The organism is Streptomyces sp. NPDC005811, from assembly GCF_040630405.1.
Lineage (GTDB): Bacteria > Actinomycetota > Actinomycetes > Streptomycetales > Streptomycetaceae > Streptomyces.
On sequence record NZ_JBEXXK010000012.1, the window covers coordinates 19,312 to 32,434 of the forward strand.

Here is a 13,123-nt window from a genome sequence, read left to right on the forward strand (position 1 = left end):
TCTTCTCATGGCCGGGCCCTCACAGCCGGGCCTGGGTGAGCGGCGCCGCGCCGTCCACCGATTCGGACAGGATCACGGGTACGGCGGTGGAGGGCAGAGCGGTCGGCGGCGGACCGGTGCCGCCTGCGACGAGATCGCGCACGCACACGTCGAACGCCGGGTCGGAGAAGTAGTCGGAGTGTCCCTTCGGGGGCTGACAGCAGGTGTCGCCGGGCTGCTTGCACAACTGCGTCGGGTCGAGCAGCTGCCGGTCCCCGCGGCGCAGCGGGTCGCTCGGCTGCAACGGAGCCGTGTCCCGTACGACCCACCCGCCGATGGGGTCGCTGGCGCGGTACAGGTTGTACCAGCGTGTGTCGTCGGCGAGGCCGGGCTTCTCCTCGGGGGCGGGAAGCGTCTCCTCCGTGTTGGCCAGGATCTGCCCGAGGCGGTGTACGGCGTTCGCGTCGAAGTAGGCGGGGAAGAACTGCGCGTACAGCCGGGTCAGCGGGCAGCCATAGGTCAGCAGGGCGGTACGGACGCCGGCCGTGGTCCTCGCCTGCATCAGGACGGCCGCCCCGATCACGGAACCCTGTGAATGGCAGGACAGCAGCACGCGGCCGCCCGGCGGACCCTGGTGCCCGTGCTCCCCCTCGGTCGTACCGGTGAGGTATTCCAGGCGGGTCAGCAGGTCGGGCACGGTCCGCTCGGCGTAGCAGGGCGGGGCGAAGGGGTGGGTGGCGCGCGGCCAGAAGGTGCCGACGTCCCAGAGGATGCCGACGGTGCGCCGGAAGCTCGCGCTGCGGTAGGCCTGGCGTCCCGCCCAGAGCAGTCCGACGACCAGGCCGGTCAGGACGAGGTTCGCGGCGGTGGTCAGCCAGCGGGAGCCGTCGGTGACGAGCCGGGTGCCGAGGGCCAGGTCCAGGGCGACTCCGGCCGCCGCGATCACGACGGCGGCGAGCAGCAGCAGGCCGAGTCCCGTCGTGGCGGCGGGCCCGAGCCCCCGTGCCCGGGCCCATACGTCGGCGATATGGCGGCGCCGTGCCTGCGGTGCGCGCCCGGCGTCTCCGGGAGGGTAAAACGCCTTGATGTGGTGCAGCTCGTCCGCGCGGCCGTGGCTCATCACCGCCCAGGCGCGGACGGCGAGGACCAGCGCCACGACGACGAGCGCGAGTGCGCACACCGCCCCCCAGAAGTAGGCGGTCGGCACCACCAGGGGCCGCTGATCGCCGGTGGGGTGTCCGGGGACCGTGGGCGCGCCGAGGATCTCCGCCACGCGGAGCGTGACCCCGGCGGCGAGGGCGGTCGCCAGCAGCGTGGCGAGGAGGGCGACTCCGGCCATGCTCATACCGCCCCAGGCCGGGCGCGGGAAGTCGGGGCTGCCGAGGATGTTGCGGTCGGGCGGTGTGGTCCTCACCGTGCCCCGTACGACGTGGGAGGCGGCGAGAGACAGCAGGAGCGCGCCTTGTGCGACGAGCAGCCAGCGCACGGCGCCGGTCTGCCAGGGCAGGGCATGGACCCCGGCTGTCGGGTCGGGCGGACCGGACTCCGCGGCGCCCCAGCAGGCCACGGCGAGGGCTCCGGCCACGAGCGCGGTGACGAGCCAGGGCAGGAGGCGGAAGCGGTCGTCGTCCGTGCGGGGCGCGGCCGGGTCGGGCCGGTCCCGGTCCTTCGCCAGCGGCACCAGGACCACGACGAACGCCACGACGAGGAGCAGGGCGAGCAGCAGGAGGTTGCGCAGGACCGCCGCCACCGGGTGCCAGGTGCCGCCGTGGGACAGGCTGGTGAGGTCGGCGCCGGGCAGCAGCGGTGCCAGCAGCAGGACGCCCACGACGGCGAGGGCGCCGGCGACGTGCAGGGCGCGCAGCTCGCGCACGGGTCCGCGGCCGTTCCACAACTGGCGGTCCTCCAGCGGCAGTCGGACGTCCACCCCACCCTTGACCTGCGGGACCTGCTGGGCCTCCATGGTGGCCCAGGTCCGGCGGGCGGTCCACCACAGCAGCGCGACCAGGGCGAGCGGCACGATCGAGGCGACGGCGAGGTGCCGGCCGGTGGAGTCCAGCCAGCTGTAGTGCAGCCAGTTCAGCCAGAACCCGCCGCTGGAGCAGGTCGGTTGGCCCGTGCCGGTGTGCGCTCCGCACTGCCAGCCGACCAGGTCCATCGACACGGAGGTGGCGGCCAGGACGTAGGTGCCGGTGAGGGAGAGCGCGAGAAGCCGCTGGACGGCTCGGCGTTCGGACACGACCCGGGTGCGGCCGTCGACGACGCGGTGCTCCGGGTCCATGTAGTAGGCGAGGTTCAGGAACATGAAGGGCAGCAGAAGGAGCCACAGGGCACGGGAGTTGTCGCCCGAGGTGAGCTTGCCCCACGAGTACCCCTCGCGCCGGAAGTCCGGCCCGTCGGGGGCGCCGCGGGCGCACTCCCAGATCCGCCGGTAGAAGCCGGCGAGCCGGTCGCCGGCGACCAACGCGACGGCGGGGTGGCAGAGTTCGGCCTCGGGCGGCGTCCCCGACACCCCGTGGACGCGCACCTCGGTCCAGCCGCTGATGTCCTGACTGACGTAACGGTCCATGACGGCCCCCGTCTTCCCCGCACGGACCGCGTCCGGGATGCCGCGTCCGAGCGGAACCGCCTTCCCATTCTACTGCCGGAATGTGATGCAGGTCACTATGAACGACGGAGGGGGTGACGCCGCGGATGACGCGGGGGAGGTGGGTGTGCGGGGGCGCGCCGTCCGGGCTACGCGGGCTTCACCGCCGTATGCACGGTGTGTGCGGCCAGTACGAACACATCGGACCTGCGCCGGACGCCGGCCGGGTCCGCGGGGTCGAGGAGGCGGTCGAGCAGGGCGCGGTCCTCGGGGTCGAGGACATCGCCGTAGATCTCGCGCAGCCGGCCCAGCGAGTCGGCGATGTAGGCGCGGGCCCGGTCGGAGGCGGGGGCGGGCAGGTCGAGCAGGAAGCTGCGGCTGCGGGTGTGCTTCAGACCGGCGGAGCCGAGCAGGGCCGGCCAGTCCTCGGTCACCTCGACGGAGCCGGGCAGATCGGCCCGCATCCGCGCGAACCACTCCTCCTGGAGCGCGTCGAGCCGCGACTCCAGGCCGGGGCGGCCGATGCCGATGTCGCGCGGCAGGAACCGGCTCGGCAGGCCCCCTTCCATGATCGCCAGCGTGCCGCCGGGCGCGAGCCGCTCGGCGAAGGCGCTCAGGGCGGCACGCTGGTCGCCCAGATGGTGCAGACTGCGGCCCGCCCACAGCAGGTCGGCGGGGTAGTCCAACTCGTCGAGGACGCCGGGAAGTTCACCGGCGAGGGTGCCGAAGCGGTCGGCGTACCCGAGCCGGGCGGCGCGCGCCCCGGCCTGCTCCAGGAGCGGCTCGGAGCCGTCGACCGCGAGGACCCGGGCGCCGGGGAAGGTCTCGGCGAACAGCCCCGAGACGACGCCAGGACCACTGCCCAGGTCGGCGATCAGCCCCGGCTCGGTCACCTCCTTGGCGAGCCAGGCCAGGGCCCGCTCGTACAGCGGGGTGAAGAGTTCCGCCTGGGCCACGAGGTGCGGGGCCATCTCCGCCCAGTCGATGTCGGTGTCGTGCCCGTGGCGGTGCTGGTGCCGGCCGTGCTGGGGCCCGCCCTCCTCGTGGTCGCCGTGCTCGTGCGGGTGGTGCGCCATGGTGGTCAGCCTCTCGTCGGTGTGCCGCAAGCGTGCTCCGGCGCACCGCGCGAGGGCCACGATTGTTGCCGGGACGGCAAAAATTTCGCTCCACCGGTCCCGGTTTCCGCCGCATCCGGCCGCTCCCCGGGCAGGGGGAACGGCCGGACGGGACCCCGCGCCGGTGTCTACAGCGGCGGGTAGGCGTTCTGCATCAGCTGCTGGAACTGGGCCGAGAACCAGTGGCCGGACAGCGGAGCGTTGGCCAGGGCCCCCGACATGTTGTTGCCGTTGCGGGCGTTGCCCGTGTACGTCGGGTCGCACATGCGGTCGAAGCCCTTGCCCTCGTCGTTGGCGATGGCGGAGCTGGAGCCGTCGGACTCACCCGGCGGCTTCATCCACACGTACGCGTCGATCCCGGCGGCCGGTGCGGCCTGCGGGCGCTCGCCGAGGCCGGCGCCGGACTGGTTGCACCAGTTGCCGATGTGGATACGGCGGTCGTAGCGGCCTCCGTTGACATACGTGTCGACGCTGGTCGTGGCGCCCGGACCGGTGGGCCGTGCGGTGCCGCCCCAGCCGTTGCGGGAGGTGTCGATCAGCATGCCGATGCCCGACCGGAAGCCGGTGGACACCAGCTGGGCGCGGAAGGCCTGCGCGTACGACAGCTCGTCGACGTACCGGTTCCAGTCCACCCACTTCGACTGGCGCACGGAGGTGCCGTTGACGCTGTCGTTGATGGTGAAGTTGTTCTCCTTCAGGGCGCTGTAGTTCGCCGTGTTGGTGATGAAGCCGTGTACATCGTCTACAGTCGCCCCCTCCGCGTTGGCGGCCTCGTAGAAGACCTGGGCGGCGGGCGCGAAGTTGTCGTCCCAGCCGAGCCAGCCGTGGTGGCCGGCGTCGATGTAGTTGTAGACGTTGGGGATCGCGCCGAGCTTGTTCAGCGCGTAGCCCACGCCCTTCACGTAGTTGCCGTTGGCCTTCATGGTGTCGCAGGCCGCGGTGGCGGTGGGCCGGCTGCCGGTGTTGGTGACCAGGTTGGGCAGCGAGTCGATCTCGATGGTGGTGACGATCCGCAGCGAGGCGTACTTGCTGTCCGCGAGGATCGCCGCGATCGGGTCGATGAACTGCGTCTTGTACTTGTCGATCTCCGTCGGGCCGAGCTCGCCGTTGGAGGCGAGGGCGGCGCAGTCACGGCCGGGCAGGTCGTAGACGACCAGCTGGACGACCTCCTCGCCGCTGCCCTTCTGGGCGAGGGCCGCGTCCAGGTGGGCGCGCAGCCCCATGCTGGTGCTGGTGCCGTTGATCGCGGCGATGCGGTCGAGCCAGACGCCGGTGGGCTGGCTGGAGATCCGGGAGCCGCCCGTCTCGGCGGCCGCCTTCGCCGACCACTCCGGGTTCACGTACACCTTGGCGCCCGCGTAGGGGTTGTCGACCTTGGTGGACGGGGTGCCCGGGTCGGTGGGGGTGCCGGGGTCGGTGGGGGTGCCGCCGCCGCTGTCGACGTTGCAGGTGACCCCGTCGAGCGTGAAGGAGGCCGGGACCGCGTTGGTGCCGCTGTAGGAGGCCTGGAACCCGAAGCTGACCGAACCGCCGTTCGGCAGCGTTCCGTTGTAGGTCTCGTTGTTCGCGGTGACGGCCGTACCGGACTGGGTGATCTTCGCGTTCCAGCCGTTGGTGATCTTCTGGTTGCCGGCGTACGCCCACTTCACCGACCAACTCGTCTTCGCCGTCGAGTTGTTGGTCACGGTGACGTTGGCGGTGAAGCCGGTGTCCCACTGGTTCTGCACGGTGTAGGCCACGGTGCACGGGATGGCGGCGATGCCCGGATCGCCCGGGACCACCGCGAGCGCCGTCCCGGAGGCGCCGGCGACCAGCGCCAGCGCGGCGAGCATCGCTGTTCTGCTACGGCTCATGAGTGCGGGTTTCCTTGTCCGTCGCGGGTGTTGTCCGTTCTGTCCGTTCCTGACGTCCCTTGCTGCTGATGGCGCCTATCCGTCGAGGGCGCGCAGATGGTCGCGCAGCCCGATGCCGTACGCGGTGGGGGTCCCGTCGTAGCCGGAGATCAGCGACGGGCCCGAGGAGCAGTCCCAGGTGTTCCAGGTCCAGCCCAGATACGACAGCTGCCGGTCGTCGAACCACTTCATGACCTGGTCGACGAACGCGTGCGAGCAGGTGTTCTCCCCGATCTCGCCCGCCACGAGCGGCACCTGGGCGGCGACGGGCGCGAGGGTGGAGTTCCAGCAGCTCTCGCTCGCACAGGAGTTGAAGTTGTAGACGTGGTAGGCGGCGGCGAGATTGCCGGTCGGGTCGGTGGGCCTGTACGTCAGCCACTGGCTGAGGTCGTTGGAGTAGGCGAGGCCGCCGGCGAGGATCGTATTGCGGGCGCCGGTCGACCGTATGGAGTCGACGAGATCCTGCATACCGGCGACCTCGTACCCGATACCGGGGCAGGTGCCGCCGTCCCGCCAGCACTGCCAGGCCTGGGTGGTCGTGGAGGTCGCGCGGTCCGGGTAGGGCTCGTTGAACAGGTCGAACACGACGGCCTGGTCGGTCTTGAAGGTGTTCGCGACCGACGTCCAGAACGCGGGGGTGTACTGCATGTCGGGCATCGGCTTCTGGCAACTGGCGTGCACGTCCGTGCAACCTGCGGAGTTGCCGGTGTACTGGCCGTAGGTCCAGTGCAGTTCGACGACCGGGGTCATGCCGTGCGCCTCGACGCGGGCCACCAGGTCCTTGACGGCGTTGATGTAGTTCGCCCCGCCGTAGGCGGAGTTGATGTTCGACAGGCCCAGCCAGCACTCCTCGTTGAGCGGGATGCGGACCGTGTTCACGTTCCAGTCGGCGATCGCCCGGACCGCCGCGTCGTCGACCGGACCGTCCCAGATGCCGCGGCCCTGGACGCACATGAACTCGCCGCCGGACCGGTTCACGCCGAGCAGCCGGCGGGTGCGGCCGTCGGCGTCCACGAGCTTGTTGCCGGACACGCTCAGCCGGGGCGGTGTGTCACCGGTACCGGGCGGGGTGGTGGCCGTCGCGGTCGGGGTCGGCGTCGGCGTCGGGGTGGAACCGCCGTCGACGTTGCAGACGGTGCCGTTGAGGCGGAACGCCGTCGGTACGGCGTTCGTCGTGCCCTTCGACGCGATGAAGCCCGCGTCGACGCTCGCGCCCGTGCCGAGCGAGCCGTTCCAGCTCTCGTTCGCCGCGGTGACGGCCGTACCCGCCTGGGACCACTTGGCGCTCCAGCCCTGGGTGACCTTCTGCCCGTCGGCGAAGTCGAAGGTCAGGATCCAACCGGTCACGGCGGCGGCATGGTTGGTGATCCGCACCGCGCCCTGGAAGCCGGCGTCCCACTGGCCGGTCACGGAGTACTCCACCGTGCACGCGGGCGTGGCTCCCTGGGCCGTCATGACCGGCAGGGCCACGCCCGTCCCGAGGGCGACCGTGCCGGCGACGGCTAAAAGGATTGAACGAGGGGGGTGTCGCATGAGCGACTCCTTGCAGCTCAGCGCGTCGTGACGGACGCGTCGACTGATGGAATCGCTCCCACTGGTGTCCCGAAGTTAGCGCCAAGCCCTGGCAAAGAACAGGGGAGACGCTGACTTTCCCTCAACTTCTCCCGTCGAATGTTTTCGACTCTTCAAGCACCTTGACCGCCTTCACCCCTTTCCCCACTATGGGAGCGCTCCCACTGGTTCAGGGCTTGTTGCTCCTCCCCCCACCCTCAGAGCCGCAAGGAGGAACCGGAACCATGGATCCCGTACGCAGACGTCGCGCGACGCGGCGCCTGTGGACCGCCGTAGTCGCGGCCCTCGCGCTTCCCTTCGCCATGCTGAGCACGCTCCCGACGCCCGCCCAGGCGGCGGCGCTCCAGTGCAGCGTGGACTACAAGACCAACGACTGGGGCTCCGGCTTCACCGCCGACCTCACCCTCACCAACCGCGGTACCGATGCCATCAGCGGCTGGACCCTGACGTACGCCTACACGGGCAACCAGAAGCTGTCGAACGGCTGGAACGGCACCTGGTCGCAGTCCGGCCAGCAGATCACGGTGAACAACGCCACCTACAACGGGACCATCGCGGCGGGCGCCGCGGTGAGCACCGGCGCGCAGTTCACCTACAGCGGCACCAACACGGCGCCGGCCGCCTTCGCGATCAACGGCACCACCTGCACCGGTGCGCACCAGCCGCCGATCACCGTGCTGACCAGCCCGGCGGCGGGCGCCGTCTACACCCAGGGCGACGCGGTGCCGCTCGCGGCGACCGCCGCGGCAGCCGACAGCGCGACCGTCACCAAGGTCGAGTTCTACGACGACACGACCCTGCTGGGCACGGACACCACCGCGCCGTACACCCTGTCGGCCTCCGGGCTGGCGGCGGGCAGTCACTCGCTGGTGGCGAAGGCCTACGACAGCCTGGGCGCGTCGGGCACGTCGACACCCGTCGGCATCACGGTCGCCTCGGGACCGGCCGTGGTCGCCTCCACCAACCAGCTGGCGGTGCAGCAGGCCAAGACCGGCACCTACGAGGTGAAGCTGTCGACCCAGCCGTCGGCCAATGTGACCGTCACGACCGCCCGCGTGAGCGGCAACACGGGTCTGACGGTGACCGGGGGCGCCTCGCTCACCTTCACCCCGTCGAACTGGAGCACCGCCCAGAAGGTGACCGTCACCGCGAACGCCTCCGGCACCGGCGCGGCCGTCTTCGAGTCGACGGCCACCGGACACGCGAAGGCGTCGGTCACCGTCACCGAGATCGCCGGCAGCAAGGTGTACGACGCGCGGTTCCTGGACCTCTACGGCAAGATCACCAACCCGGCGAACGGCTACTTCTCCCCCGAGGGCATCCCGTACCACTCGGTGGAGACGCTGATCGTCGAGGCGCCGGACCAGGGCCACGAGACGACGTCCGAGGCCTACAGCTACCTTCTCTGGCTGCAGGCCATGTACGGCAAGATCACCGGCGACTGGACCAAGTTCAACGGCGCGTGGGACATCATGGAGAAGTACATGATCCCCACCCACGCCGACCAGCCGACGAACTCGTTCTACAACGCGTCGAAACCGGCGACGTACGCGCCGGAGCTGGACACACCGAACGAGTATCCGGCGCGGCTGGACACGGGCGTGTCGGTGGGATCGGATCCGATCGCCGGTGAACTGAAGACCGCATACAGCACGGACGACGTCTACGGTATGCACTGGCTGCAGGACGTCGACAACGTCTACGGGTACGGCAACGAGCCCGGCAAGTGCGAGGCGGGCCCGACCGCGACCGGACCGTCGTACATCAACACCTTCCAGCGCGGTGCGCAGGAGTCGGTGTGGGAGACGGTTCCGCAGCCGACCTGCGACGCCTTCAAGTACGGCGGCACGAACGGGTATCTGGACCTGTTCACCGGCGACTCGTCGTACGCCAAGCAGTGGAAGTACACCGATGCCCCGGACGCCGACGCGCGGGCGGTGCAGGCGGCGTACTGGGCGGACGTCTGGGCGACCGCGCAGGGCAAGGGCAGTGCTGTGTCGGCGACCGTCGGCAAGGCCGCGAAGATGGGCGACTATCTGCGGTATGCGATGTACGACAAGTACTTCAAGAAGATCGGCACCTGTGTCGGTCCGACCGCGTGCGCGGCCGGCACCGGCAAGGACGCCTCGCACTATCTGCTGTCCTGGTACTACGCCTGGGGCGGCGCCACGGACACCAGCGCCGGCTGGGCCTGGCGCATCGGCTCCAGCCACACCCACGGCGGCTACCAGAACCCGCTGGCCGCCTACGCGCTGAGCAGTTACGCCGACCTCAAGCCCAAGTCGGCGACGGGACAGGCCGACTGGGCCAAGTCCCTCACCCGGCAGATGGAGTTCTACCGCTGGCTGCAGTCGAGCGAAGGAGCCATCGCGGGCGGCGCGACGAACAGCTGGGCCGGCCGGTACGCCACTCCCCCGTCGGGCACGTCGACCTTCTACGGGATGTACTACGACCAGCAGCCCGTCTACCACGACCCACCGTCCAACCAGTGGTTCGGGTTCCAGGCCTGGTCGATGGAGCGGGTCGCCGAGTACTACCAGCAGACGGGGAACGCCGCCGCCAAGACGGTCCTCGACAAGTGGGTCGACTGGGCGCTGTCCAAGACCACGATCAACCCGGACGGCACCTTCCTGATCCCCTCCACTCTCCAGTGGTCGGGCCAGCCCGACACCTGGAACGCCTCGAGTCCCGGTGCCAACACGGGACTTCACGTCACCGTCGCCGACTACACCAACGACGTCGGCGTGGCCGCCGCGTACGCCAAGACCCTGACGTACTACGCCGCCAGGTCCGGTGACACGGAGGCGAGGACGACCGCCAAGGCGCTCCTGGACGGCATGTGGACCAACTACCAGGACGCCCTCGGCATCGCGGTCCCCGAGACCCGCGCCGACTACAACCGCTTCGACGACGGCGTGTACGTCCCGAGCGGCTGGAGCGGGAAGATGCCGAACGGCGACACGATCAGCTCCTCCTCGACGTTCGCCTCGCTGCGTTCCTTCTACAGGAGCGACCCGGCGTGGTCGAAGATCGAGAGCTATCTCGCGGGCGGTGCCGCGCCCGTGTTCACGTACCACCGGTTCTGGGCCCAGGCCGACATCGCCCTGGCCATGGGCTCGTACGCGGAGCTCCTCGAATAAGTCCCCGCTAACGCTCCGCGTACCGCGCCGGGCGGCCCCTTCCCGCATGGGGGGCCGCCCGGTCGTGGCGGTTCCCGCACCGGCACGTCGTACTTCCCGCACCTCCCCCCGCACACATGGCTTCGCGAGGAAGGACCCCCACCGTGCGAAGAAAGCGCATTCTGACGGCGGTGCTGGCGCTCGCCGCCGGCCTGCTCGCCGGCAGCCCGCACGCACTGGCCGCCGACGCCACCCCCAGGGCGACGGCGGCCGCAGAGTCGTACACCTGGAAGAACGCCCGGATCGACGGCGGCGGCTTCGTCCCGGGCATCGTCTTCAACCGCAAGGAGAAGAACCTCGCCTACGCCCGCACCGACATCGGCGGCGCCTACCGCTGGCAGGAGTCGACCAGGACCTGGACGCCGCTGCTGGACTCGGTCGGCTGGGCGGACTGGGGGCACACCGGCGTGGTGAGCCTGGCCTCCGACGCGGCCGACCCGAACAAGGTGTACGCGGCGGTCGGCACGTACACCAACAGCTGGGATCCGACCAACGGGGCCGTGCTGCGGTCCGGCGACCGGGGTGCCAGCTGGCAGAAGACGGACCTCCCCTTCAAGCTGGGCGGGAACATGCCCGGCCGGGGCATGGGCGAGCGGCTCGCCGTCGACCCGAACAAGAACAGCGTGCTGTACCTCGGCGCACCGAGCGGCAAGGGGCTGTGGCGGTCGACGGACTCGGGCGTCACCTGGTCGCAGGTGACCGCCTTCCCGAATGTCGGCACCTATGTACAGGATCCCAGCGACACCAGCGGGTACGCCAGCGACAACCAGGGGATCGTCTGGGTCACCTTCGACGAGTCGACGGGCACGTCCGGTACGGCGACGAAGACGATCTACGTCGGGGTCGCGGACAAGGACAACGCGGTGTACCGGTCGACGGACGCGGGGGCGACCTGGTCGCGGCTGGCCGGGCAGCCGACGGGCTATCTGGCGCACAAGGGTGTACTGGATACCGTCAACGGCTACCTGTACATCGCATACAGCGACAAGGGCGGTCCGTACGACGGCGGCAAGGGCCGGCTGATGCGGTACGCGACGGCCACCGGGACCTGGACGGACATCAGCCCGGTGGCGGAGGCCGACACCTACTACGGTTTCAGCGGGCTGACGGTCGACCGGCAGAAGCCCGGCACGGTGATGGCGACCGCCTACAGTTCCTGGTGGCCCGACACGCAGATCTTCCGCTCCACGGACAGCGGCGGGACCTGGACGAAGGCGTGGGACTACACGTCGTACCCCAACCGTGCGAACCGGTTCACGATGGATGTCTCCTCGTCGCCGTGGCTGACCTGGGGCGCGAACCCGTCGCCGCCGGAGCAGACGCCCAAACTCGGGTGGATGACCGAGGCGTTGGAGATCGACCCGTTCAACTCCGCCCGCATGATGTACGGGACGGGCGCGACGATCTACGGCACGGAGAACCTCACCAACTGGGACAGCGGCAGCCAGTTCACCGTCAAGCCGATGGTGCAGGGGCTGGAGGAGACGGCGGTCAACGACCTCGCCTCTCCCCCGACCGGTGCCCCGCTGCTCAGTGCGCTCGGTGACGTCGGCGGATTCCGGCACACGGATCTGACGAAGGTGCCGTCGATGATGTTCACGTCCCCGAACTTCACGACGACGACCAGCCTGGACTTCGCGGAGACCACCCCGAACACGGTGGTGCGGGTCGGCAATCTGGACTCGGGCCCGCATGTGGCGTTCTCGACGGACAACGGGGCCAACTGGTTCGCCGGGACGGATCCTTCGGGCGTGAGCGGCGGCGGGACGGTGGCCGCGGCGGCGGACGGCAGCCGGTTCGTGTGGAGCCCGGCGGGCACCGGGGTGCAGTACACGACCGGTTTCGGTACGTCGTGGCAGGCGTCGAGCGGGATCCCCTCCGGTGCTGTCGTCGAGTCGGACCGGGTCGACCCCAAGACCTTCTACGGCTTCAAGTCCGGAAAGTTCTACGTCAGTTCGGACGGCGGAGCGACCTTCACCGCGTCGTCGGCGACGGGCCTGCCCAGTGGGGACAGCGTGCGTTTCAAGGCGCTTCCCGGGACGAAGGGCGATGTGTGGCTGGCCGGCGGGGCGAGCGACGGGGCGTACGGGCTGTGGCACTCCACCGATTCCGGCGCGACGTTCACCAAGCTGTCGAACGTCGAGCAGGCCGACACCATCGGCTTCGGGAAGGCGGCGACCGGTGCCTCGTACCAGACGCTCTACACCAGCGCGAAGATCTCCGGTGTGCGCGGGATCTTCCGTTCGACCGACAAGGGCGTGACCTGGACCCGCATCAACGACGATGCCCATCAATGGGGTTGGACGGGTGCCGCGATCACCGGTGACCCCCGGGTCTACGGCCGGGTGTACGTGTCGACGAACGGCCAGGGCGTCGTCTACGGCGACACCTCCGACACGAGCGGCGGCGGAAGCGGCGACGGAGGCGGCGGTACGGATCCCACCCCGACCGGGGCCTGCGCGGTGACGTACACGATCACCAACCAGTGGTCCGGCGGCTTCCAGGCGGACGTGAAACTCGCCAACACGGGCACCGGCGCCTGGTCCGGCTGGAGCCTCAACTGGGCCTTCCCCAACGGCCAGACGGTCTCCCAGCTCTGGAACGCCGACTACACCCAGTCCGGTGCGGCGGTCACCGCGAAGAACGTCACCTGGAACGCCAACGTGGCGGCGGGCGCCTCCGTGAGCTTCGGCTTCACGGGCAGCTGGACGGGCACGAACGCGAAACCGACGGCGTTCAAGCTCGGCGATCAGAGCTGCACGGCGGGGTGAGCCGGCACCGGCCGACCGGATGATCTCG

At 70.2% G+C, this 13,123-nt stretch carries 6 protein-coding genes; 2 read left to right on the plus strand and 4 right to left on the minus strand.

The genetic code is table 11. The features are described from left to right. Nucleotides 1-19 precede the first annotated feature (19 nt). The 4 genes from ABZ490_RS14830 to ABZ490_RS14845 all read right to left on the minus strand — a co-directional run bounded on the left by ABZ490_RS14830 (nt 20) and on the right by ABZ490_RS14845 (nt 7,106). Complete coding sequence (locus tag ABZ490_RS14830) at nt 20-2,548, minus strand: hypothetical protein (protein ID WP_358989240.1); 2,529 nt, start codon at nt 2,546-2,548, stop codon at nt 20-22. 167 nt (nt 2,549-2,715) lie between these two features. After that, complete coding sequence (locus ABZ490_RS14835; RefSeq protein WP_358989554.1) at nt 2,716-3,642, minus strand: class I SAM-dependent methyltransferase; 927 nt, start codon at nt 3,640-3,642, stop codon at nt 2,716-2,718. Nucleotides 3,643-3,809: 167 nt separating this feature from the next. After that, nucleotides 3,810-5,534, minus strand: coding sequence for a glycoside hydrolase family 6 protein (locus ABZ490_RS14840; protein WP_358989242.1), 1,725 nt, complete (start codon nt 5,532-5,534; stop codon nt 3,810-3,812). Nucleotides 5,535-5,609: 75 nt separating this feature from the next. Continuing rightward, nucleotides 5,610-7,106: a cellulase family glycosylhydrolase gene (locus ABZ490_RS14845; protein WP_358989243.1), complete on the minus strand. Its 1,497-nt coding sequence runs from the start codon at nt 7,104-7,106 to the stop codon at nt 5,610-5,612. 263 nt (nt 7,107-7,369) lie between these two features. On the opposite strand from ABZ490_RS14845, the gene ABZ490_RS14850 reads away from it, so the two are divergent. Beyond that, the gene (locus ABZ490_RS14850; RefSeq protein WP_358989245.1) at nt 7,370-10,285 is read left to right on the plus strand and encodes a glycoside hydrolase family 48 protein; all 2,916 of its coding nucleotides are present in this window, start codon (nt 7,370-7,372) and stop codon (nt 10,283-10,285) included. A gap of 143 nt (nt 10,286-10,428) precedes the next feature. Next, nucleotides 10,429-13,095: a cellulose binding domain-containing protein gene (locus tag ABZ490_RS14855; protein WP_358989247.1), complete on the plus strand. Its 2,667-nt coding sequence runs from the start codon at nt 10,429-10,431 to the stop codon at nt 13,093-13,095. The last annotated feature ends 28 nt before the right edge of the window (nt 13,096-13,123 follow it).